The following is a 22,972-nucleotide window of genomic DNA, read 5'->3' as shown; positions in this document are numbered from 1 at the left end:
GAAAGAGTGTTGGACGCGGCCCGGCGCGTATTCCTACCATGTGCACCGACAGGAGGAATCGCATGATAGCAACAGCCGCCACGATCGAAAGCGTCGAGACGCTGCTGGTCGACGTACCGACGATCCGGCCCCACAAACTCTCGGTCGCGACGATGAACTGCCAGACGCTCGTGCTGGTCCGCATACGATGCACGGACGGTATCGAAGGCGTCGGCGAAGCGACGACGATCGGCGGGCTCGCGTACGGTGAGGAGAGCCCGGAAAGCATCAAGATCAACATCGATACGTATTTCGCGCCGCTGCTGCGCGGAATGGACGCGACGCGTCCGGGCGCCGCGATGGCGCGCGCCCGCAAGCTGTTCCAGGGCAATCGCTTCGCGAAATGCGCGCTCGAGACGGCGCTGTTCGATGCGCAAGCACGCCGCGTCGGCGTGCCGCTGTCCGAGTTGTTCGGCGGCCGCGTGGCCGATGCGGTCGACGTCGCATGGACGCTCGCGAGCGGCGACACGAAGCGCGACATCGCGGAGGCCGAAGCGATGCTCGATGCGCGCCGCCACCGCGCGTTCAAGCTCAAGATCGGGTCGAACGCGGTCGACGACGACGTCGCGCATGTGATCGCGATCAAGCGCGCGCTCGGCGAGCGCGGCGACGTGCGCGTCGACGTGAACCAGGCATGGACCGAAACCGATGCGATCCGCGCCTGCGCGCGGCTCGCGGATGCGGGCGTGAGCCTCGTCGAACAGCCGATCGCGGCGAGCAACCGGGCGGGCCTGCAACGGCTCACGCAGCTCGCGCACGTGCCGATCATGGCCGACGAGGCACTGCACGGCCCGGTCGACGCGTTCGCGCTCGCGCAAACACGCGCGGCCGACGTATTCGCCGTGAAGATCGCGCAGTCGGGCGGGCTGCAAGGCGCCGCGCACGTCGCGGCGATCGCGTCGGCGGCCGGCATCGATTTGTACGGCGGCACGATGCTCGAAGGCGCGGCCGGCACGATCGCCTCCGCGCAACTGTTCAGCACGTTCGCTTCGCTGAAATGGGGCACCGAGCTGTTCGGGCCGCTGCTGCTGACCGAGGAAATCCTCGTCGAACCGCTGCGCTACGAGGACTTCAAGCTGCATCTGCCGGCGACGCCGGGCCTCGGCATCGCGTTCGACTGGGGGCGCATCGAGCGGATGCGGCGCGCCGCCCGCTGATTCCATACGACAACCGAAACCGGAGACAGAGATGACCCGACAAGAAATCGACGCCCTGCTGAAGACCTTCGACGATGCCGCGGAAAAGCCCGGCAATCCGCGCGTGCGCGCAATCGTGAACCGTATCGTCAAGGACCTGTGCTACACGATCGAGGATTTCGACGTGCAGCCGAGCGAGTTCTGGACCGCACTCAACTATCTGAACGAAGCCGGCCGCGAATTCGGGCTGATCGCCGCGGGCCTCGGCTTCGAGCGTTTCCTCGACGTGCGGATGGACGAGGCCGAGGCGAAGGCCGGCATCCGCGGCGGCACGCCGCGTACGATCGAAGGTCCGCTGTACGTCGCCGGCGCGCCGGAGTCGGTCGGCCATGCGCGCCTCGACGACGGCACCGATCCGGGCCAGACGCTCGTGATGCGCGGCCGCGTGCTCGGCAGCGACGGCGCGCCAATCGCGAACGCACTCGTCGAGGTCTGGCATGCGAACCATCTCGGCAACTACTCGTATTTCGATCAGTCGCAGCCGCCGTTCAACCTGCGCCGCTCGATCCGTACCGACGCGGAAGGCCGCTACAGCTTCCGCAGCGTGCTGCCGGTCGGCTACAGCGTGCCGCCGGGCAGCAAGACCGAGCAGCTGCTCGATCAGCTCGGCCGCCACGGCCATCGTCCTGCGCACATCCACTTCTTCGTTTCCGCGGACGGATACCGTAAGCTGACCACGCAGATCAACATCGAAGGCGATCCGCACATCTGGGACGACTTCGCGTTCGCGACGCGCGAGGGCCTGATTCCGAAGATCCGCCAGGCAGAAGGCGCGGAAGGCAAGCCGTACGGGATCGACGGCCCGTTCGCGCTGATCGACTTCGATTTCACGCTGGTCGGCGCGCGCGACAACGTGCCGACCAGCGACGTCGAACGCGTGCGCGCGCACGTGTGACCGGCGTCGTCCCGCGAACCGACAAACGGAGTACAGCATGCTGTTTCATGTGGAAATGAAGGTCCGCCTGCCGGCGGATATGGACCCGGTCAAGGCCGCGACGCTGAAGGCCGAGGAAAAGGCGATGTGTCAGCGGTTGATGAACGAAGGCGTGTGGCGCCATCTGTGGCGGATCGCCGGGCAGTACGCGAACGTCAGCATCTTCGACGTCGACAGCGTGCAGCAGCTGCACGACGTGCTGAGTCAGCTGCCGCTGTTTCCGTATATGGAGATGGAGGTACGCGCGTTGTGCCGCCATCCGTCGTCGGTGCGCGACGACGATCGGTAAGCGCGCGCGTGTCGCGGCCGTCGTTTGACGGCGGCACGCGACACGCAAAGGGCAAAGGGCGAACGGCAACGGCGACCTGCGAAAACGCGCGGGTCGTTCGTGCCGTTTTTGCGTCGTGCGGCGCGCGTATCGCGCTCGTGCACCGCGCGATGCCTGCGCGCCGCGCGATGCGCGCGCTACGCCGCGAGATGCGCCGCAAAGCCGACCTTGCCCGGCGCGATGTCCGGCTTCAGCGTCAGCGCGGGGATGTCGTAGTCGCCCGCGTTTTGCCGGCGATACGGAATCGGCGGCGTCGTGGCGAGTTCGTCCAGACGCTTGCCGAGCGCGGCGCGCGTTTCCGCGAAACGCGCGTCGTCCATCCGGTGCGTCTGATAGATGACGAACGGCGGCAACACGTCGAAGCCCGGGTAATAGAGGATGCCGTGCTGGATCGGAAACAGCACGTCGTCGATCGGCCCGTTGATGCCGCGCGCGCTGTAGTGCGATTCCCATCCGCCGGTCGTGACGATCAGCATCGCGCGCTTGCCGGCCAGCGAGCCTTCGCCGTAACGATCGCCCCAGTGCCGGTCGGAATGCTCGCCGACGCCATATGCGAAGCCGTACGCATACACGCGCTCGACCCACCCTTTCATGATCGCCGGCATCGAGAACCACCACAGCGGGAACTGCAGGATCACCGTATCGGCCCACTTGAGCTTCTCCTGCTCGCGCGCGATGTCTTCGCGCTGCGTGCCGGTCTCGTAGGCGCGCTTCGAGTCGAGCGCCGGATCGAAGCGCGCGTCGTGCGAGCGGTCGATCATGTCGTTTGCGTCGAGCGCGGGCTTCCAGTTCATCGCATACAGGTCGCTCACCTGCACCGTATGCCCGGCTGCTTCCAGACGCGCCACGGCAAAATCGCGCAATGCGCCGTTCAGCGAACGCGGCTCGGGATGTGCATAGACGATCAGCACGTTCATGTTCGGTCCTCCGTCGGTTTAATGGACTGCAGGATGCCGATCGCGCAGGTATATTGGAAATGAATTTCCGATATTCCAGGTATAGCGATGACTAATTTGAGGCGACTCGACCTGAACCTGCTCGTGACGCTCGACGTGCTGCTCGCCGAACTCAACGTGACGCGCGCGGCCGAGAAGCTCAACCTCTCGCAGCCGTCGGTCAGCGTGCATCTGCAGAAGCTGCGCGATACGTTCGGCGATCCGCTGCTGCTGCCGGGGCCGCGCGGCATGCGGCCAACCGCGCGCGCGGAAGCGCTGCGCGAGCCGTTGCGCGACGCGCTCGAGGCCGTCGAACGCGCGGTGCTGCCCGCGACGCCGTTCGATCCGTCGACCGCGACGCACACGTGGCGCGTGGCCGCGACCGACTACGGCGAATCGACGATCGTGCTGCCCGCGCTGCATGCGCTGCGCACGGCCGCGCCCGGCACGCGGCTCGCGATCGTCGAGCTCGTGCCGCCGCGCATCGAGCAGGCCGCCGCGCGCAACGACATCGATCTCGCCTTCCATACGACCGAAGGATCGCCGCCCGGCATGCGCCGGCTGCCGCTGTTCGCCGAGCGCTACGTGCTCGTCGGCCGCGCCGGTCATCCGAAACTGAAGCGTCGCCCGACGCTCGCGCAGTTCAATGCGCTCGAGCATGTGATCGTGTCGCCGGACGGCGGCGGCTTCTTCGGCGTGACCGACGAGGCGCTCGCGAAGGTCGGCGCGACGCGGCGCGTCGTGCTGTCCGTTCCGCATTTCCTGTTCGTGATGTCGGTGCTCGCGAGCAGCGATCTCGTCGCGATGCTGCCCGAGCGGCTCGTGCGCGATACGCCTGCGCTGCGCGTCGTCGACGCGCCGATCGACGTGCCCGGCTACGAAATGTCGATGCTGTGGCACGAGCGCGTGCATCGCGATCCGGCGCATCGGTGGCTGCGCGAAACGATCGCCGCCGCGGTCTAGCGAACAGGATCGCGTCCGGGGCTTGAAACGGCGCGAAACACTGTATATATTTACAGTGCTTTTGCACCATTTGACCCGAATTCCGTCATCCCGCGACGGACGGACTTTTGTGAGGCGACCATGTTCCAGTCATCCGCATTCGATCCCGAGCAACCCGGCTTCAATCCTGTCCAGTTCGAGCGCGCCGCGCAGCGCGCGGTCGTCGATCTGCAGCGCGCGGTGGCCGGCCCCGCGCAGCGCGCGCTCGGCCTGCGGCGGCGCAGCCATCCTGCTGCGGAGCGCACGATGAGCTGGCGTGCGCTGCTCGACGTCGAAGCGCTCGCGTTCTCGAACGCGGGGTTCGTGAGCCGCAACGATCCGGCGATCGTCGACGCCTTCATCCGGCTGTGCGACAGCCGGCTCGTGCCGGCCGACATCGACGAGCCGGTCGACTGGCGCCGCGACGACGACGATCTGCCGGCCGTCTATCTGATCGTCCGCGCGATGCTCGAAGCGGAAGCGGCGGAGCAGGCCGAAGCGGCGTGAGCGCGCGAAGCGCGAGCCAGCCTTAGAGCCGCGCGGCGAGCCGCGCGCCCTGGTCGATCGCGCGCTTTGCATCGAGTTCGGCTGCGCGGTCCGCGCCGCCGATCACGTGCACCGAACGCCCGGCCGCCTGCAGCGGCGCGAGCAGCGTGCGCTGCGGTTCCTGGCCGGTGCAGAGCACGATCGTGTCGGCTTCGATCAGAGCGTGCCCGGTGCGCTGCTCGCCGTACGACACGTGCAACCCGCGCGCATCGATCCGTTCGTAGTTCACGCCGCCGATCATCTTCACCTGCTTCATCTTCAGCGTCGCGCGGTGGATCCAGCCGGTCGTCTTGCCGAGCCCCTTGCCGAGCGGCGCGGGCTTGCGCTGCAACAGCGTCACGTCGCGCGCCGGCGGCGACACCTTGGCGCGCGTGATGCCGCCGCGCGTCGCGGCCGGGTCGGTCACGCCCCACTCCGCTTTCCATTCGTCGAGATCGAGCGCCGGCGACGGTCCGTCCTGCACGAGAAATTCCGCGACGTCGAAGCCGATCCCGCCCGCACCGATCACCGCGACACTCGGGCCGACCGGCCGCGCGCCCGTCAGCACGTCGATATAGCCGAGTACGTTCGGCCCGTCCTGCCCCGGAATCTTCGGATCGCGCGGCGATACGCCGGTCGCGAGCACGATCTCGTCGTAGCCGCCGGCGATCAGGTCGCTCGCCTCGACGCGCCGGTTCAGATGCAGCGCGACGCCGGTCAGCTCGATCTGGCGGCCGAAATAGCGCAGCGCTTCGTGAAACTCTTCCTTGCCCGGAATCCGCTTCGCGAGGTTGAATTGGCCGCCGATTTGCGCCGCGCCGTCGAACAGATCGACGCGATGGCCGCGCTGCGCGAGCACGGTCGCGCAGGCGAGCCCGGCCGGCCCGGCGCCGACCACCGCGATGCGCTTCGGCTGCGCGGCGCGCGCATACTGCAGCTCGGTCTCGTGACACGCGCGCGGATTCAGCAGGCACGATGCGATCCGGTTCTTGAACGCATGATCGAGACAGGCCTGATTGCAGCCGATGCACGTGTTGATTTCGTCCGCCCGGCCCTGCGCCGCCTTGACGACGAATTCCGGATCCGCGAGCAGCGGGCGCGCCATCGATACCATGTCCGCGCAGCCGTCGGCGAGAATCCGTTCGGCGATTTCGGGCCGGTTGATGCGGTTCGTCGTGACGAGCGGAATGCCGACCTCGCCCTTCATCTTCTGCGTGACCCACGCGAACGCGCCGCGCGGCACCGACGTCGCGATCGTCGGCACGCGCGCCTCGTGCCAGCCGATTCCCGTATTGAGAATCGTCGCGCCCGCGCGCTCGACCGCCTTCGCGAGTTGCACGGTCTCGCGCCAGTCGCTGCTGTCCGGAATCAGGTCGAGCATCGACAGCCGGTAGATCAGGATGAAATCGCGGCCGACCGCTTCGCGCGTGCGCTCGACGATCTCGATCGGCAGCCGGATCCGGTTTTCGTAGGCGCCGCCCCACGCGTCGGTGCGCTTGTTCGTATGCATCGAGATGAACTGATTGATCAGGTAGCCTTCGGAGCCCATGATCTCGACGCCGTCGTAGCCGGCTTCGCGCGCGAGCTGTGCGCAGCGGACGAACGCGCGGATCTGCCGCTCGATGCCGCGCGCGCTCAGCTCGTGCGGCGCGAACGGCGAGATCGGCGACTTGATCTTCGACGGCGCAACCGCGAACGGGTGATAGCCGTAACGGCCTGTATGCAGGATCTGCAGCGCGATCTTGCCGTCCTCCGCGTGGACCGCGCGCGTGATCGCGCGATGGCGCCGCGCGGCGGCCGACGTCATCAGCGTGCCGCCGAACGGCTTGGTCCAGCCGGCCACGTTCGGCGCGAAGCCGCCCGTCACGATCAACCCGACGCCGCCGCGCGCCCGCTCCGCGAAATAGTCGGCGAGCCGCGGCAGCGTCTTGCGGCTGTCTTCGAGGCCCGTATGCATCGAACCCATCAGTACACGGTTCTTCAGCGTCGTGAAGCCGAGATCGAGCGGTGCGAGCAGATGCGGGAAAGGTGTCGTCATGATGGTCGGAGCGATACGCGATGAGCGTCATCGTAGGCGCGCGCCGCGTTGAACGTGAGGGGACAAACAGCCATAATGCTTGTCATTTCCGGCCAATATCCGATGAGCACACCGTCCCGCAAGGATCGCCTCGGGCTGCGCCGCCCGACGATTCCCGTCGCCTATCCGCGCCTGCTGCTGCAGGCGCTCGCCGCGCGCGGCATCGACGCGGCCGCCGTGCGCGCGGGCACCGGTCTGCGCGACGCGGTCCTGGCCGAGCCGGACGCGCGCGTCGCGCCGGCGCAATGGGGGCGGCTCGTGCTGAACGCGATCGACATCGGCGGCGATCGCGGCATCGGCCTCGCGTTCGGGCTGCTGCTGAAACCGACCGTGCACGGCTTTCTCGGCTATGCGACGCTGACCGCGCCGGACATCCGCACGGCGCTGCACGTGACGCAGCGCTACTTCCGGATGCGCAACCGGCAATATCGGCTGACCTATGCGGAAGACGAACGCGGCGCGACGCTGGAGCTGCACGGCGTACAGGCGAGCCCCGTGCTGCAGCATCATGTGATGTTCGAGTTCGTGCTGACCGGGCTCGCGCAGAACATCGCGCAATGGGCAGGCCGCACGTCGCCGGCGATCGCGCTGCGCTTCGCATGGCCGGAGCCCGACTATTTCGCGCGCTACCGCGACCGGCTGCCGCCGGTCGAATTCGGATGCGCGGCCAATGCGCTGTGGGTCGCGCGCGACGTGCTCGACTGGCCGCTGCCGTTCGCGGACGAAGTCGCCCATCGGCAGGCGCTGGTGCAGGTCGAACGCGAGTATGCGCAGGTGCGTCACGACGAAGGCGATTTCGTCGAGCGCGTGCGCGCGGAGCTGGCGCGCACGACGGGCGGTTATCCGGACCCGGAGGCGCTCGCGCACACGCTGCTCGTCTCGACGCGCACGCTGCGCCGCCGGCTCGAGGAGGCCGGCTCGAGCTATCGGCAACTGCTCGACGAAGCGCGCTTTCGCGACGCGAAGCAGCTGCTCGCGGCGTCGGACCTCGACCTGAAAACGATCGCCGAGCGGCTGCAGTTCACCGACCCCGCGAATTTCACGCGTGCGTTCCGGCGTTGGGCGGGGCAGACGCCGAGCGCCTATCGGCAAGCGGCGGCGGACGTGCGGCGCGGGTGATGTGCGGAATGCGCAGTGCGGGTGCGCGCATGCGTAATCCGACCGACGGCTCCATCTATCTCGTTCGCCTTGCGCGCGTCCAGAGCGCGCGCACCGACCTCACGGTAACGATCGGCGCGCTGCTCGCGTTCGCATTCGTCATCGGCATCATGTCGGCCGTACAACGCAGCACCGACGGCATGCTCGCCGTGTTTGCGTGGTGCGCAGCCGCCACGCTCGGCCTGTATGGGCTCAGCACGGTCCTGCGTTCGCTGTTCGGGTTCGCCCCGTGGCCCGATATCCGCCGGCTCAAGCCGCCGGGCGGCAGGCGCGAGGGCGGCGCGGCAAAAGCCGCGCTGACACTCGCGCCCGAAGAGGCAGCGCGTATCCGTTTCCTCTGACGCGTCAGCGCACCGGCGCCATCTGCCCGTCCTCGAACGTGAACACGGTTGTCGGCGCGTTCAGCAGCTCGCCGCGCACCGTGAACGCGTACGTCCCGGCCACGCCTTCATGCGAGGCCGAGCGCAGCGCTTGGATCAGCTTCGCGGGATCGGTCGTCTGCGCCGCCGCCATCGTTTTCGCGAGCAGCAGCATGCCGTCGTAGTACGTGATGCCGTATGTCTGCGGCTCGCTCTTGAAGCGCGCACGGTATCGCGCAACGTAGTCCCGGCCGGCCTCGGTCCTGTCGAGACCCGAGCCGCTCATCGCGCAGTACACGTTGCGCGATGCCGTCTGCGCGACGGTGCCCATATTGGCCGAGCAGATTCCGTCGCCGCCGAGCAGCCGCGCGCGCACGCCGCGCTGGACCATCTGCTTGGCCATCGGCGCGGCCTGCGCGGTATAGCCGCCGAAGAAGATCACGTCCGGGTTCTTTCCCTTGATCGTCGCGAGGATCGCGAGGAAATCGGTCGCCTGCGAATGCGTGAACTCGCGCGCGACGACCTGCAGCCCGAGCGACTTCGCCTTCGCGATGAACTGCTCGGCGAGCCCCTGCCCGTAGGCGGTGCGGTCGTCGATCACCGCGGCCGTTTTCGCGCCGAGCTTCCCGGCCGCAAACGCGGCCATCGACGCGCCGAGCACCGAATCGCTCGCGCCCGTGCGAAACACGTTGTCGTAGCCGAGCGCGGTCAGCTGCGGGTTTGACGCGACCGTCAGCATCGGCACGCGCGCGGCGTTCGTCAGCCGTGCCACCGGAATCGCGACGCCCGAATTCTCGGGGCCGAAGAACGCGGCCGGCTGGCGGTCCAGCAGGCGCTGCGCGACCTGCACGCCGGTGCGCGGGTCGGCCTGGTCGTCCTCGGCGACGATCCGGAACCGGACCGGCTGTCCGTCGACCGTGATCGGCGTGCGGTTCAGCGTCTCGACCGCGAGCCGCAGCCCGTTCTCGTCGTCCTTGCCGCTCACCGCTTGCGGCCCCGTCAGCGGACCGGAAAAAGCGATCGTGACGACGCGTTCCGCGTGGGCGGCGCCGATCGTGAATCCGCCCAGCGCCAGCACGGCAATCATGCATTTCAGCTTCATGGAGTCTCCTCGACGATGGCTCGCGATACGCGAGCCGGGATGGGCCGGCGCGGCGGTGCTAACCGTGTGGCGGCCGGCGGGTGAAGGACACCAGGGCGGACGTGCAGCTTTCTTCGGCACACTATCCGTTGTCCTTAATATCTGCAACGCAATTAAGACTTCGCGCAAGGCAACCGTATCGCATAGGCGCTTGCTGGCGACGAGCGTGCGCCGCTAGAGCAGGATGCGCGCGCCGCCGTCGCCGTCGTTCGCTTCGATTCGTACCGGTCCCGATGCTCGCGCGATCGCGTCGTACACGGGCGCCGAGACGCAGACGACCGGCACCGCCATCGCATACAGCTCCGCCGCGACGATCGCGCCGATCGAGATGATCAGGTCGCGCTCGCTCAGCACGATGCCGACCGGGCCCGTGCCGTTGCGGATCGCTTCGGCGAGCACGCTGCTGCTCGAGCTCGAGCCTTTCGCATGCGCCATCACCATGATCCGCCCGGCGAGGCTCGCGCCGACGAGCGGATGCCCGCGATCGACGATGCGCCCCGCGACCGAGTCGTAGCCGCCCCAGAAGCTCAGCGGCTTGGGCAGCACGATCGTCTCCGCGTACGCGTGGCCGGGCACGAGCGTGTCGCCGGCGAGCACGGTGCCGGCCGCGCCGGCGTGATGGATCTCAGTCATCGAATCGCACCTTTCCTTCGAATGCCGATCGCACGCACTCGCTCATGCTGCCGTACGCGACCGTGACGCCGATGTTCGCCGGCGCGTACGATGCCCATTTCCCCGAATTCGTCATCACGAGCCCCGACAGCTGCTTCATCACGGGCGTGATGTACGTGCACGTGTCGACGACGATCTGCACGCCGCGCGCCGCGAACTTGTCGGCGAGGCCGAGTTCGCCGAGCTCCCACAGGATGAAGCGGCTCGTGTTTACGTAGATATCGCATGCCGGCTTGCCGTCGAAGCGGTCGAGCACCGCGTCGAGCGTGCGGAATTCCGCGAGCGAAAAGTGCGGCGTGCCGAGCGCGACCGCGACGAGCGCGTCGCCTTCCGCGCCATGATTCAGCGTGCGCCGGATCTCGGCGAGATCGGCCATCGACACGTCGATCGTCTGCCGCGGCGCGCGGCCGTGCAGCGCGGCGTCGAGCGTCGGCGCCTCGGGCGTCACGCCGACCGCATGGAACAGCGCGACCGCACCGCTCGACGCGGCCGCGGCGCCGAGCGCCTTCAGTTCGTCCTCGGTCGTATCGGTCGGCAGCCCGACGATCACGGGCACCGTCGCGCCGGCGATCTTGCCGACGAGCAAGCCGAGCGCCGCGAAATGGATGTCGCGCGACGGCAGCCGGCCGAAGTCGGGCGCGTTGAACACGATCTGCCCGGCACGGTTCGCTTCGACGTGCAGCCCCGCATAAGGCGCGCGCCCGGTGATCGCGGCCGCCAAATCGAGAAAGTCGCCGTAGCGGCTCGTGCGCGCGCCGAGCACCGAGTTCGCGAACACGATCGCGTTCGATTCGGCCCAGGCGATCTGCTCGCCCAACGCGGGGCGGTGCTTCAGCTGATACGGCGCGCACGTGAAGCTCGATTCGCAGCCGAGCTGCAGATGCGCGTCCATCAGGCGCTGCGCGTCGCGCTCGATCGTGCGATCGCCGTGGTACAGCTCGGGATGGATCAGGTCGAGCGAGCCGACGTTCAGCGTCGTCGGCACCGCGACGCGCGCGCCCGTCGCGACGAAATAGTCGACGAAGTCGAGACTCGTCTGCCCGTGATACAGACAGCCGTCGATATGCGCGCACGTGATGTCGATCAGGTGCGGCGCGGACATCACCTGCGCGGTACGCGCGACGATCCGCATCGCGCGCGCGACGCCTTCGCCGAATTCGCCGCGCAACATCGCGTCGTCGCGCTCGCTCAACTGCAACATGGGTTGCTCCTCGTGACCCGCCCGGCCGCCATCGGCCGCTGAAGTGCGTGGAGCGACTGTACAACTGGAAATAAAATATGTCCAGATGGTCGGCGAAGGCCGTCACATCGAAACCAATTCAGCAATTTTCTTGCGGAAACGACGCTATCAAACCAATTTGGCGCGCCAATTGGATGGTGATACGTACCACTTTGCCGTTCTGTGGCTCGTACTCGACCCGGTTTCGCACGCGCGGCTTCGCCCGACTGCTGCGGATCGCGGGCCGATCGCCAGGGAAAGGGGAATGAATCGCGGCGGCAACAGCCAACCGCCGCCACCGTGCGGGAACGGACTGACTGCGGCTCAGCGCTTGCCAGTTAGCTGCAGCAGTTCGTCGCGCAGCGCCTGCGCCCGCTGCGCGCCGAACGCCGCTTCGAATTCGCGCTGCGCGGCCTGCCACGCGCGCTTCGCCTGACCGAACGCGCGCACGCCCTGCTTCGTCAGGTTCAGCACGTGCGCACGCGGATCGTGATCGGACGGCGCCGACGCGACGAGCCCGTCGCGCTGCAGCGGTTTCAGCGCGCGCAGCAGCGTCGTGCGGTCCATCACGAGCGCATCGGCGAGCTCGCTCATCAGCACGTCGGGCCGCCGCGACAGGATCGCGATGATCGAGAACTGCGCGGGCGTCACGCCCGCCGCGCTCAGATGGCGTTCATAAATTTGCGTGACAAATCGCGTCGCCTGCCGAAGCGCGAAGCAGTTGCACGCACCGATCGTCTCGATGTCGTCCATGCCGGCAAATGTATATGTGCATATGCATAAAGTCAATGTACACTCGATCGATCATCCCGCCGGTCGCGCGCGTCCGGCGCCCGCGACCGCCCGAGGAGACGGACATGGACTACATCGACAAGCTGCGGATCTTCCGGTCGGTCGTCGAGCTGCGCAGCTTCACGCGCGCGGCCGACATGCATGGCCTCGCGCGTCCGGTCGTCTCGCGCGCGATCGCCGAACTCGAGGCGCGGTTCGGCGGCCGCTTGCTGCACCGGACCACGCGCCAGGTGTCGCTGACCGAAACGGCCGAACGCATCTACGAGCGCTGCGCGGCCGTGCTCGACGAGCTGGACGCGCTCGAAGCCGAAGCGCAGACGCAGACGCGCGAGCCCGACGGCCTGCTGCGGCTCGTCGCGCACACGACCGCCGCGCTGAATCAGTTCGTGCCGTTGATCGCGGGCTTCAAGGCTGCGCATCCGAAAGTGCGTATCGACGTCACGTTGACCGAGCGGCCCGTCGATCTGGTCGGCGAGGGCTACGACATCGGCATCGTCGCTCCCTACATGCTGAGCTCCGACACGATGATCGTGCGGCTCATCGCGCGGATACCGTTCGTGATCGTCGCAACGCCCGCGTACCTGCGCGCGCATGGGAACCCCACGGCGCCGGCCGATCTCGTCGACCATCCGTTCGTGCCGCTGTCGCCGTCGCTGCGCCGCCCGGCGCTGTCGTTCCGCGTCGACGGCGACGTGCTGACCCTTCCGCTGCGCTTCGACATTTCGTCGAACAGCCCTGTGTTCAACCGCGAGATGGTGATGCACGGTTTCGGCATCGGCATCGTGCCGAGAACGCTCATTGAGACCGAGCTCGCGTCGGGCGCGCTCGTGCAACTGCTCGGCGACGCCGATCTCGTCGACGGGTGCGTCGAGCTGAAGCTCGCGTACGCGAACCGGTCGCTGCTGCCGGCGAAGGTCAAGGCGTTCATCGACTATGCGAGCGCCATGTGCGACCGCGAAGGCTGGATCACGCCCGTCGCGGCGTAGCGCCGGTTCGCGCACTCCGTTTGCCGTCGATTGGTACGCGCGGCGCACCAATCTGATCGCGCGGCCGTCATCGCTCCGTGCGCGCAGACTGCTTAAAGTGTGCACATGCACACGATGACGCTCACCGACGACGATTGTTTCGCGATCCGGCAGGCCGCACGCCGGATCTCGCAGTTCTACGAGCGCCATCTCGCGCATGCGGGCGTGACGCCGTCGCAGTACAGCATTCTGGCGCTGCTGCGCGAACGGCCGGGCCTGACGATGGCGGCGCTGTCGGCCGAGCTGGTCATCGAGCGTACCGCGCTGCTGCGCGCGCTCAGGCCGCTCGTCGGCGCCGCGCTCGTCGCCGGGCATACCGAGCCGGGCGGGCGCCGGCAGACCTTCTCGCTCACCGCGTGCGGCGAAACGAAGATCGCCGAGGCGCATGTGCACTGGCTCGCCGCGCAGCAGGCATTCGAGCGGCGCTTCGGGGCACGGCAGGCCGCCCACCTGCGCGACGAGCTGTTCCGGATCGCGCACAACCTGCCGGCGCGCTGACGGACTTCCTATCCGTCGCGCGCAGGCGTTTTCCCGATCGACGCATCGCCGTCGGTCGACTTGATCAGTGCATATACATAGGTGAATCGATGGACACGACTCAAACCGCAGCCGCCCGCGAAGCGGCCACGGCCGAACCGCCCGCGAAGCAGCGCCGCCGCGTACGCTGGATGCGCATCGCCGTGATCGCCGTCGTCGTCGCGGTCGGCGCGGCCGCACTCGACTGGCTGTTCGTGCTGCGTTTCCAGGAGAGCACGGACGACGCGTATGTCGGCGGCGACGTGACGGTGCTCGCGCCGAAGGTCGCCGGCTTCGTCGACCGGATCGGGGTGACCGACAACCAGCGCGTGAAGGCCGGCGACGTCCTCGTGCAGCTCGACGCGCGCGACTACGCGGCGAAGCTCGCGCAGGCGAGCGCGGAAGTCGATGCGGCGCGCTCGGCGGTGGCCGAGCTCGAAGCGAAGCAGCAGCTGCAAGACGCGGTGATCGGCCAGCATGCGGCGGACAAGAACGCATCGTCGGCCGAGCTGACGCGCGCCGCGGCCGATCGCGTCCGCTATCGCGAACTCGTGAAGGCCGACGCGGTATCGAATCAGCTCGTCGAGCGCGCCGACGCCGACTACGCGAAAGCGCACGCGGCCGTCGAACGCAGCGATGCGGCGCTGCTCGCGTCGAAGCGCGAGCTCGACGTGCTCGGCGCGCAGCTCGCCGATGCGCGCGCCCGCGTGAACACGGCGCTCGCCGCGCAGCGCGTTGCCGCATTGAACGTCGAATACACGACGATCCGTGCACCGGTCGACGGCTACGTCGGCAACCGCACCGGCCGCGTCGGGATGCTGGCGAACGTCGGCGTGCCGCTGCTGACGATCGTCCCTGCGTCCGGCTTGTGGATCGACGCGAACTTCAAGGAGGACCAGCTGCGCAAGATGCGCGCGGGCGATCGCGTCGACGTGTCGCTCGATGCGTCGGGCGCGCGGCTGCACGGCCGCGTCGACAGCGTCGCGCCCGCGACCGGCGCGACGTTCAGCGTGCTGCCGCCCGAGAATGCGACCGGCAACTTCACGAAGATCGTGCAGCGCGTGCCGGTGCGCGTCCATCTCGATCCGCAGCCGGGACTCGAGCAGGTGCTGCGTCCGGGGCTGTCCGCGGTCGTGACCGTGCACACCGACCGCGCGCACTGAACGGGAGACGACGATGACCACCGCGTTTTCCGGCGACCCGGCGTCGCAACCGACGAAGCAGCGCGTGTTCGCGTTCGCGCTGATGTGTGTCGGCTTTTTCATGGCGACGCTCGACATCCAGATCGTCGCGTCGTCGCTGCGCGACATCGGCGGCGGACTCTCAGCAAGCCAGGACGAACTGTCGTGGGTGCAGACGGCCTATCTGATCGCCGAGATCATCGTGATCCCGATGTCGGGCTGGCTGTCGAAGGTGATGTCGACACGCTGGCTGTTCGTCGCGTCGGCCGTCGGCTTCACGATCACGAGCATGCTGTGCGGGCTCGCGTGGGACATCAATTCGATGATCCTGTTTCGCGGACTGCAGGGCGCACTCGGCGCCGCGATGATTCCGACCGTGTTCACGACCGCGTTCGTGCTGTTTCCCGGCAGACAGCGGCTGATCGCGTCAACGACGATCGGCGCGCTCGCTTCGCTCGCACCGGCGATCGGCCCGGTGATCGGCGGCTGGATCACCGATCGATGGTCGTGGCACTGGCTGTTCTATCTGAATCTCGTGCCGGGCATCCTCGTCGCGGTACTGGTGCCGCGCTACGTGCGCATCGACGAGCCCGATCCGGGACTCATCAAGCGCGGCGACTATCTCGGGATCGCGCTGATGTCGGGCTTTCTCGGCTGCCTCGAATACGTGCTCGAGGAAGGGCCGCGCAAGAACTGGTTCGGCGATCACGTCATCGTTGCATGCGCATGGATCGCCGGCATCTGCGGCTTCCTGTTCGTCGTGCACGCGCTGACCGCCGAGGATCCGGTCGTCGACCTGCGTGCGCTTGCCGTGCGCAACTTCGGCATCGGCAGCCTGCTCTCGTTCGTCACGGGCATCGGCATCTTCGTGACCGTATTCCTGACGCCGCTGTTTCTCGCGCAAGTGCGCGCATTCAGCTCGCTGCAGATCGGCATCGCGCTGCTGTCGGTCGGCGCGTTCCAGTTGCTCGCGCTCTGTGCATACGCGTTCGCGGCCCGCTACTTCAGCCTGCGCTCGCTGCTCGTGTTCGGGCTCGTATGTTTCGGCGTCGGCTGCTATCTGTACACGCCGATCACGCACGACTGGGGCTGGCAGGAACTGCTGCTGCCGCAGGCGCTGCGCGGCATCGGCCAGCAGTTCAGCGTGCCGCCGATCGTGACGATGGCGCTCGGTTCGCTGCCGCCGTCGCGGCTGAAATCCGCCAGCGGGCTGTTCAACCTGATGCGCAATCTCGGCGGTGCGATCGGCATCGCGGTCAGCGCGACGATGCTCAACGACCGGCTGAACTTCCACTACCTGCGGCTCAACGAGCACGTGAGCGCCGGCGTGCCGCAGGTCGCGTCGCTGCTCGACGGCCGCACCGCGTACTGGGCGTCGGTCGCCGGCAACACGGTCGATGCCGCGCAGGCCGCGCTCGCCAACCTGCATCGGCTGATCTACCGCGAAGCGCTGACGCTCACGTATGCCGATGCGTACTACGCGCTGTCGCTCTGTTTCGTCGTCGCGCTGGTCGCGGTCATCTTCTCTCAACCCATCTCGCTGAACGCGCCGCCGCCGGATGCGCACTGAGGTCGTCATCATGAAACAGCTCATTGTCGCGCTCGCCGTCAGCGCGTTCGCCGTCGGTTGTGCGGTACAGCCGGCGCAGCATGCGACGCTGCCCGACGCGGTCGGCGCGCTCGCGCCTGCTACATGGGACACCGCCGTTCCGGCCGCCACGAGCGATGCGGCGGCGTGGTGGGCGCAGTTCCGCGACCCGACGCTCGACCGGCTGATCGCGACCGTGCTCGACGGCAACCTCGATCTGCAGGTCGCGGCCGAACGCGTGAAGCAGGCGCAGGCGCTGACCGCAAGCAAGCGCGCGGCGCTGCTGCCCGAACTCGACGCCACGGCGCATGCGTCCGACGCGCGCCAGAACGTTCCGCCGCCGCTCGGCTACGTGCGGCAGGCCGGCGCGGGGCTCGCGCTGAGCTGGTCGCCCGACGTGTTCGGCGGCGAACGGCTCGACCTGCTCGCCGCGCGTGCGGAACTCGTCGGGCAGACGCACGCGGAAGATGCGATGCGGCTCGCGCTGGCGGCCGACGCGGCATCCGCGTACGTCGATCTGCGCTGGGCGCAGCAGGAACTGAAGCTGCTGCAGGACAACGCGGCGATCCGGCAGCGTGCGCTCGATCTGACGCGCAAGCGGCAGGCGTTCGGGCTGTCGACGGAGCTCGACGTCACGCGCGCGAAGAATCAGCTCGATGCGCTCGAAGCGCGGATCGCGCCGACGCGCGCGCAGATCGCGCATCAGCTGAATCTGATCGCCGTGTATTCGGGCCGCACGCCGGAATCGATCGACCGGCTCGTGCTCGCCGAGTCCGCGCCGATTCCCGCGCCGCCGGCCGGCGCGCCCGTCACGCTGCCGTCGCAGGCGCTGCTGCGCCGCCCCGACGTGCTGACCGCCTACGCGCAGGTCGAACGGCGGGCGGCGCAAGTCGGCGTCGCGAATGCCGAGCGGTATCCGAAGTTCTCGCTGAATCTGGCCGACGGCGTGCTCGCCGCGTCCTATCTCGGCCTGCCGACGCTCACCGACAATCTGTTCAGCGCCGCGCTGAGCGCGACGAGCCCGATCTTCGATGCAGGGCGCATCGCGGCCGACATCGCGCAGAGCGAAAGCCGCTTGCGCGAGTCCGAACTCGCGCTGCGGCAGACGATGCTGCAGGCCTTGCGCGAAGTCGAGGATGCGCGCGCGAGCCTCGTCGCGACCGACGCGGCGTCGCAGCAGCTCGGCAGTGCGCTCGCCGCGTCCGACCGTGCGCTCGCGCTCGCGACGCGACTGTACAAGGGCGGCGCGACGGACTTTCTCGATGTGCTGACCGCGCAGGAGGCGTATCTGCGCGACTCCGATTCGCTGAATCAGGCCGCGCGCGAGCATGCGCTCGCGGCGATCGCGCTGTATCGATCGCTCGGCGGCGGATGGAGCAGGAACGATGCGGGGCAGGCGGCCGCGGCTGTCGCGAGCCGGTGAGCGCGAACGCGATGCGCTGCGCTGCGCTGCGGTGGGGGAACGTCGCCGAAGCGGCGAGGCGGCAATCATGGCAGTCGTGGCCGCATGCGGCGGCCATGACTGCCGGCGATACGCTTAGCGATCGAGCGCGAGCTTCGCGCCGAGACCGAGCAGGATCGTGCCCATCACCGCATCGATCGGCTTGCGCAGTTTCGCGTAGCCGGTCTGCACGCGGTTCGTCGAGAACAGCAGCGCGACCGTGCAGAACCACGCGAGCGACACCGCGACGACGACCGCCAGCGTCGCGCCGTGCACCCACGCGGGCGCATGTGCGGGCAGCAGCGTGACGAACAGACTGCCGAAGAACGCGGCGGCTTTCGGATTCGTCAGGCCGACCAGCAATCCTTTGCGGTATGCATGCGCGCCGCCGCGCACGGCCGGCGCGCGCATGGCATCGGCCGGCTGCGCCGACTGGCGCAGCCCCGACAGCGACTTGATGCCGAGGTAGATCAGATACGCGGCGCCGGCGATCCGGATCGCCTCGTAGAGCCACGCGAGCTTCGCGACGATCAGGCCGAGCCCGAAGATCGCCATCGCCGCCCATACGGCGTGCGACGACGCAATGCCGAGCGCGGCCAGCAAGCCGGCGCGGCGGTTGCCGAGCGCATGGGAAGACACGGCGATCAGGTCGGGGCCGGGGCTCACGCAGGCCAGCAGCATCACGCCGCCGACCGCGGCAAGTTGGGGAACGTAGCTCATGACGGTTCGGATCGGTACGGGTGGAAATGTCCAGGGAAAGCGGACGAATCGACCGACTGTAGCACGACGCACGGCGCCGTGCCGACGCCGCGCTGGCCCGCGTGCGGCGCGTTCATTCGGCGTGCGGCCAGCGATAGGCGATCACCGACGCGACCGGATACGCGAGCTCGCGCACCGCGCCGAGCTGGTTGCCGCCGAACAGATGCACGTGCGCATCGTCGTGACGCAGATAAAAGCCGACATGGCCCTTCCAGCTCGCCGGATCCTCGCGCGTCAGCACCGCGATGCAGCCGTACACCGGCTGCGCGAGCGGCCGCCCCCACTCGAGCCAGGAGCGCGCGAGCGCCGAGCCGGTGCCGCGCAGGCCGGCGCGTGCCATGCACCAGTTGGCGAACGACGAGCACCACGAAATCTTGTCGTCGTAGCCGGCGAGGTTCGTGTGCCCGTTGTATTCGACGATGCGCGGGTTGACGCGGCCCGGTGGAAACCGGCGCACGCCGCGCTCGGCGAGTGCGACGGCCATCCACGGCACGAGCGTGCCGTGCGGGTGGTCTGTGGGGGTCGGTCGGATCACGTCGTCCTCGGCGAAGTGGCTGGGCGATGGCGCTCCATCTTCGCATAGGTGCATGAACGCCGCGCGCCGCCACAGCATTCGCCGAGGCAGCCGCGCATCGATTGATAACCGGCGAACATCAATCGTTCAGAAAATTGCACTTATCGTTTCTGCGGCATCGCGCGAACATTCGCGAAAACAACAATCGCCGCCCTCCCTCCCCGCATTTTCCGGAGACATCCCGATGCACCCCTCGTCCAGTCTCTCGACCGGGCGCTCGAAGGCCGCTGCGGTCTTCCGCGTCACGGCCGGGAATTTTCTCGAGCAGTTCGACTTCTTTCTGTTCGGCTTCTACGCCACGCAGATCGCCAACGTGTTCTTTCCGGCCGCCAGCGAGTTCGCGTCGCTGATGATGACGTTCGCGGTGTTCGGCGCCGGCTTCCTGATGCGGCCGCTCGGCGCCATCGTGCTCGGCGCGTATATCGACGACGTCGGCCGTCGCAAAGGCCTGATCGTCACGCTGTCGATCATGGCGAGCGGCACGATCCTGATCGCGTTCGTGCCCGGCTACGCGACCATCGGCCTGCTCGCACCCGCGCTCGTGCTGCTCGGGCGGCTGCTGCAGGGCTTCTCGGCCGGCGCGGAGCTTGGCGGCGTATCTGTCTATCTGGCCGAAATGGCTACGCCGGGCCGCAAGGGCTTCTTCACGAGCTGGCAGTCCGCGAGCCAGCAGGTCGCGATCGTCGTCGCCGCGGCGCTCGGCTTCGCGCTGAATCGCTGGCTGAGCGCGGCCGACATCGCCGCGTGGGGCTGGCGCGTGCCGTTCTTCGTCGGCTGCATGATCGTGCCGTTCATCTTCATGCTGCGTCGCAAGCTCGAGGAAACGCAGGAATTCACCGCGCGCCGTCATCGTCCGACGATGAAGGAAGTATTCGCCACGCTGGCTCAGAACTGGGCCGTCGTCGTGGCCGGCATGATGCTGGTCGCGATGACCACCGCGAGTTTCTATCTGATCACCGTGTATGCGCCGACGTTCGGCAAGACCGTCCTGCATCTGAGCACCGCGGACAGCCTGCTCGTGACGCTGTGCGTCGACGTCTCGAACTTCGTGTGGCTGCCGATCGGCGGTGCGCTGTCCGACCGCATCGGCCGCCGCCCGCTGCTCGTCGCGATGACGGTGCTCGCGATCGCGACCGCCTATCCGGCGCTGTCGCTGCTCGCCCATGCGCCGACGTTCACGAACATGCTGCTCGTGCTGCTGTGGCTGTCGTTCATGTACGGCATCTACAACGGCGCGATGATCGTCGCGCTCACCGAAGTGATGCCCGTGCAGGTGCGCGTGGCCGGCTTCTCGCTCGCGTACAGCCTCGCGACGGCCGTGTTCGGCGGCTTCACGCCGGCGATCTCGACCGCGCTGATCCACATGACGGGCGACAAGGCCGCGCCCGGCTACTGGATGAGCTTCGCCGCCGTATGTGCGCTGCTCGCGACGTTCGCACTGTATCGCCGCCAGGCCGCGACGCTGACGCCCGCGCATTGACGGTCCGCTCGTCCCCCATGCTCACGTAACCTTCCCGTTCGCACGACCACGACGATGAAAAATCTGCTGCTGAAACTTTGCGCGACCGCGCTCGTCGCGACCTCCGTCGCCACCGCCCCGGTCCAGGCCGCCGAGCTCCACGTGATGAGCTCGGGCGGCTTCACCGCCGCATACAAGGCGCTCGGCCCGCGCTTCGCCGCCGACACCGGCAACACGCTCGACACGACACTCGGCCCGTCGATGGGCAAGTCGCCCGAAGCGATTCCGAACCGGCTCGCGCGCGGCGAGCCCGCCGACGTCGTGATCATGGTCGGCTACGCGCTCGACGAGCTGATCCGGCAAGGCAAGGTCGTGCCGGGCTCGCGCGTCGAGCTCGCCGATTCGCGGATCGGCATGGTCGTGCGCGAAGGCGCCGCGAAGCCCGATATCGGCACGGCCGACGGGCTTCGGCAAGCGCTGCTGCACGCGAAGTCGATCGCGTACTCGGACAGCGCGAGCGGCGTCTACATCGAGCGCGAGTTGTTCAGGAAGCTCGGTATCGAAGCGCAGGTGAAGCCGAAGGCGACGATGATTCCGCGGATTCCGGTCGCGTCCGTCGTCGCGAACGGCGACTATGAAATCGGCTTCCAGCAGGTGAGCGAACTGCTGCCGGTGCCGGGCGTCACGTTCGTCGGCCGGATTCCGGAGTCGTTGCAGTCGGTCACGCGCTTCGCCGGCGGCATCCCGGTCGGCGCACGGCATCCGCAGGAAGCGAAGGCGCTGCTCGACTATCTCGCATCGCCCGGCGTGCAGCCGGACGTGAAGGCGACCGGGCTCGACCCCGTGTCGGCCCGCTGACGCAGACCGAGCGCCGCATGCACGCGGTCCCTCGCGCGCCGTTCGGCACGCCGCTCGGCGCGCCGGCCGCGTATCACGATGCGGCCGCGCTCGCCGCGCTCGCCGCACTACTCGCGCGCTTCGCGTCGACGACCATCTCGTGAAACGCCTGCGCGGCCGGCGTCAGTTGCCGTCCGCGCCGCTTGACGATGCCGACGCGCCGCTTCACGACGGGGTCGACGAGTGGTACGCTCGTGAGGATCGGATGGTCGCGTCCGGGCATCGCCATCGACGGCACCGCGGCGACGCCGAGCCCCGCCTCGATCAGGCCGAGCAGCGTCGTCACGTGCCGCGTCTCGCACACGCTCGGCACCGGCGGTGCGACGCCCGACAGCGCCTGGTCGAGCAGCAGCCGGTTGCCGGACGTCTTGTCCACCGAGACGTACTCGTGCGCGTACAACTCGTCCCACGTCACGCGCTTCTTGCGCGCAAGCGGATGATCGCGGCGGCACGCGGCGACGAAGCGCTCCTGCAGCAGCACCTTGAAGTCGATCTCGGGCTCCTGGCTGCCGATGAAGCTCACGCCGAAATCGGCCTCGCCGCTGATCACAGCACCGAGCACCTCGTTCGCACCCGAATCGAGCAGCTTCACGCGGATGCGCGGGAAGCGGCGGTGATACTCGGCAATCACGTTCGGCAGGAAGTAATACGCGACCGACGGCACGCACGCGATCGTCACATGACCGAGGCGGCTCGACGACACGTCGCGGATGCCGAGCAGCGCCGCATCGAGATCGTCGAGCAGTTGCTCGGCGCTCGGCGCAAACACGCGGCCGACGGTCGTCAGCGTGACGCTGCGCGTCGTGCGCTCGAACAACCGCACGCCGAGCGCGTCCTCGAGCTTGTCGATGCGGCGGCTCAAGGCGGGCTGCGAAATGCTGAGCGCGTCGGCGGCCTTGCGGAAGCTGCCCAGCTCCACCACCGCGCGAAACGCCTGCAAGTCGGTCAAGTCGAAATTGATTCCCACGGGACAGCCTCCGCATTTCAATGCCCGGTATTGTGCATGAAGCGGAGGACGCAAGTGGGCGCGCGACGGCTTGGCGGTGGGCGTCGATCGGTAGGCCCGCAGCATCGGCACGAAGCGATCACCGTTGCCGTGCTGTGCGACCCGCCGGATCGACGTTGTCGACACCGGCAAGTTGCGCCAAGTCGATGCGCAAAGCGATGACCCGCCGC

The 22,972-nt window shown here is 68.1% G+C and carries 23 protein-coding genes; 14 read left to right on the top strand and 9 right to left on the bottom strand.

The genetic code is table 11. From position 1 onward, the window contains the following. The first annotated feature begins 62 nt into the window (after positions 1 to 62). Genes ACSHSS_RS17485 through catC form a run of 3 tightly spaced genes read left to right on the top strand, consistent with a single transcriptional unit; the run spans position 63 to position 2,458 of the window. The gene (locus ACSHSS_RS17485) at positions 63 to 1,196 is read left to right on the top strand and encodes a muconate/chloromuconate family cycloisomerase (protein ID WP_445545286.1); all 1,134 of its coding nucleotides are present in this window, start codon (positions 63 to 65) and stop codon (positions 1,194 to 1,196) included. Positions 1,197 to 1,227: 31 nt separating this feature from the next. Further along, positions 1,228 to 2,130, top strand: coding sequence for a catechol 1,2-dioxygenase (gene catA / locus ACSHSS_RS17480; protein ID WP_006398003.1), 903 nt, complete (start codon positions 1,228 to 1,230; stop codon positions 2,128 to 2,130). 37 nt (positions 2,131 to 2,167) lie between these two features. Beyond that, positions 2,168 to 2,458: a muconolactone Delta-isomerase gene (catC, locus tag ACSHSS_RS17475; RefSeq protein WP_006398002.1), complete on the top strand. Its 291-nt coding sequence runs from the start codon at positions 2,168 to 2,170 to the stop codon at positions 2,456 to 2,458. A 176-nt stretch (positions 2,459 to 2,634) separates the two neighbouring features. On the opposite strand, the gene ACSHSS_RS17470 is transcribed toward catC, so the two are convergent. Continuing rightward, complete coding sequence (locus ACSHSS_RS17470; protein ID WP_060145125.1) at positions 2,635 to 3,414, bottom strand: NAD(P)H-dependent oxidoreductase; 780 nt, start codon at positions 3,412 to 3,414, stop codon at positions 2,635 to 2,637. Positions 3,415 to 3,501: 87 nt separating this feature from the next. Here ACSHSS_RS17470 and ACSHSS_RS17465 point away from each other — a divergent pair, with 87 nt between their 5' ends. After that, entirely contained in the window at positions 3,502 to 4,395 is an 894-nt protein-coding gene (locus ACSHSS_RS17465; RefSeq protein ID WP_006412644.1) for a LysR family transcriptional regulator, read from the top strand. A gap of 120 nt (positions 4,396 to 4,515) precedes the next feature. Further along, positions 4,516 to 4,920: a DUF2471 family protein gene (locus tag ACSHSS_RS17460; RefSeq protein ID WP_006397999.1), complete on the top strand. Its 405-nt coding sequence runs from the start codon at positions 4,516 to 4,518 to the stop codon at positions 4,918 to 4,920. Positions 4,921 to 4,942: 22 nt separating this feature from the next. On the opposite strand, the gene ACSHSS_RS17455 is transcribed toward ACSHSS_RS17460, so the two are convergent. Beyond that, positions 4,943 to 6,976, bottom strand: coding sequence for an oxidoreductase (locus ACSHSS_RS17455; RefSeq protein ID WP_445545285.1), 2,034 nt, complete (start codon positions 6,974 to 6,976; stop codon positions 4,943 to 4,945). A gap of 75 nt (positions 6,977 to 7,051) precedes the next feature. On the opposite strand from ACSHSS_RS17455, the gene ACSHSS_RS17450 reads away from it, so the two are divergent. Together ACSHSS_RS17450 and ACSHSS_RS17445 are read left to right on the top strand one after the other, a co-directional pair. Then, the gene (locus ACSHSS_RS17450; RefSeq protein ID WP_059875259.1) at positions 7,052 to 8,134 is read left to right on the top strand and encodes an AraC family transcriptional regulator; all 1,083 of its coding nucleotides are present in this window, start codon (positions 7,052 to 7,054) and stop codon (positions 8,132 to 8,134) included. Beyond that, on the top strand, positions 8,074 to 8,514 hold the full coding sequence (locus ACSHSS_RS17445) for a hypothetical protein (RefSeq protein WP_445545284.1): 441 nt from the start codon (positions 8,074 to 8,076) through the stop codon (positions 8,512 to 8,514). The genes ACSHSS_RS17450 and ACSHSS_RS17445 overlap by 61 nt, the downstream gene beginning before the upstream one ends. A gap of 4 nt (positions 8,515 to 8,518) precedes the next feature. On the opposite strand, the gene ACSHSS_RS17440 is transcribed toward ACSHSS_RS17445, so the two are convergent. The 4 genes from ACSHSS_RS17440 to ACSHSS_RS17425 form a co-directional block, all read right to left on the bottom strand. After that, entirely contained in the window at positions 8,519 to 9,634 is a 1,116-nt protein-coding gene (locus ACSHSS_RS17440; RefSeq protein WP_445545283.1) for a branched-chain amino acid ABC transporter substrate-binding protein, read from the bottom strand. Between the two features lie 213 nt (positions 9,635 to 9,847). Next, positions 9,848 to 10,306 (bottom strand): aconitase X swivel domain-containing protein, encoded by a 459-nt coding sequence (locus ACSHSS_RS17435; protein WP_059875261.1) that lies wholly within the window; start codon positions 10,304 to 10,306, stop codon positions 9,848 to 9,850. Next, entirely contained in the window at positions 10,299 to 11,546 is a 1,248-nt protein-coding gene (locus ACSHSS_RS17430) for an aconitase X (RefSeq protein WP_445545282.1), read from the bottom strand. The genes ACSHSS_RS17435 and ACSHSS_RS17430 overlap by 8 nt, the downstream gene beginning before the upstream one ends. 342 nt (positions 11,547 to 11,888) lie before the next feature. Continuing rightward, the gene (locus tag ACSHSS_RS17425) at positions 11,889 to 12,317 is read right to left on the bottom strand and encodes a MarR family winged helix-turn-helix transcriptional regulator (protein ID WP_445545281.1); all 429 of its coding nucleotides are present in this window, start codon (positions 12,315 to 12,317) and stop codon (positions 11,889 to 11,891) included. Between the two features lie 104 nt (positions 12,318 to 12,421). Between ACSHSS_RS17425 and ACSHSS_RS17420 the strand changes: the two genes are divergently transcribed. The 5 genes from ACSHSS_RS17420 (at position 12,422) to ACSHSS_RS17400 (ending at position 18,089) form a co-directional block, all read left to right on the top strand. After that, positions 12,422 to 13,342 (top strand): LysR family transcriptional regulator, encoded by a 921-nt coding sequence (locus ACSHSS_RS17420; protein WP_445545280.1) that lies wholly within the window; start codon positions 12,422 to 12,424, stop codon positions 13,340 to 13,342. A gap of 105 nt (positions 13,343 to 13,447) precedes the next feature. Continuing rightward, positions 13,448 to 13,879, top strand: a complete 432-nt coding sequence (locus ACSHSS_RS17415; protein WP_445545279.1) for a MarR family winged helix-turn-helix transcriptional regulator — start codon at positions 13,448 to 13,450, stop codon at positions 13,877 to 13,879. 89 nt (positions 13,880 to 13,968) lie between these two features. Beyond that, positions 13,969 to 15,060: an HlyD family secretion protein gene (locus tag ACSHSS_RS17410; protein WP_006416804.1), complete on the top strand. Its 1,092-nt coding sequence runs from the start codon at positions 13,969 to 13,971 to the stop codon at positions 15,058 to 15,060. A gap of 13 nt (positions 15,061 to 15,073) precedes the next feature. Next, positions 15,074 to 16,648, top strand: coding sequence for a DHA2 family efflux MFS transporter permease subunit (locus ACSHSS_RS17405; RefSeq protein ID WP_105840709.1), 1,575 nt, complete (start codon positions 15,074 to 15,076; stop codon positions 16,646 to 16,648). Between the two features lie 10 nt (positions 16,649 to 16,658). Beyond that, positions 16,659 to 18,089: an efflux transporter outer membrane subunit gene (locus ACSHSS_RS17400; protein ID WP_445545278.1), complete on the top strand. Its 1,431-nt coding sequence runs from the start codon at positions 16,659 to 16,661 to the stop codon at positions 18,087 to 18,089. A 114-nt stretch (positions 18,090 to 18,203) separates the two neighbouring features. Here the strand turns inward: ACSHSS_RS17400 and ACSHSS_RS17395 are convergent, their stop codons facing one another. Together ACSHSS_RS17395 and ACSHSS_RS17390 are read right to left on the bottom strand one after the other, a co-directional pair. Then, positions 18,204 to 18,827: a LysE family transporter gene (locus ACSHSS_RS17395; RefSeq protein WP_006397986.1), complete on the bottom strand. Its 624-nt coding sequence runs from the start codon at positions 18,825 to 18,827 to the stop codon at positions 18,204 to 18,206. 112 nt (positions 18,828 to 18,939) lie between these two features. Continuing rightward, a complete protein-coding gene (locus ACSHSS_RS17390) occupies positions 18,940 to 19,401 on the bottom strand; it encodes an NlpC/P60 family protein (RefSeq protein WP_217115546.1) in 462 nt (153 codons plus the stop codon). 223 nt (positions 19,402 to 19,624) lie between these two features. Between ACSHSS_RS17390 and ACSHSS_RS17385 the strand changes: the two genes are divergently transcribed. Both ACSHSS_RS17385 and ACSHSS_RS17380 read left to right on the top strand, forming a co-directional pair. Then, positions 19,625 to 20,920, top strand: coding sequence for an MFS transporter (locus ACSHSS_RS17385; protein WP_445545277.1), 1,296 nt, complete (start codon positions 19,625 to 19,627; stop codon positions 20,918 to 20,920). A 54-nt stretch (positions 20,921 to 20,974) separates the two neighbouring features. Continuing rightward, complete coding sequence (locus ACSHSS_RS17380) at positions 20,975 to 21,757, top strand: substrate-binding domain-containing protein (RefSeq protein ID WP_012217515.1); 783 nt, start codon at positions 20,975 to 20,977, stop codon at positions 21,755 to 21,757. 73 nt (positions 21,758 to 21,830) lie between these two features. Here ACSHSS_RS17380 and ACSHSS_RS17375 read toward each other — a convergent pair whose 3' ends face one another. Continuing rightward, entirely contained in the window at positions 21,831 to 22,763 is a 933-nt protein-coding gene (locus ACSHSS_RS17375; RefSeq protein ID WP_060097340.1) for a LysR family transcriptional regulator, read from the bottom strand. Between the last annotated feature and the right edge of the window lie 209 nt (positions 22,764 to 22,972).

The sequence above is a fragment of the Burkholderia sp. BC1 genome (assembly GCF_052683555.1).
This window is presented reverse-complemented; position numbering and strand designations above follow the sequence as displayed.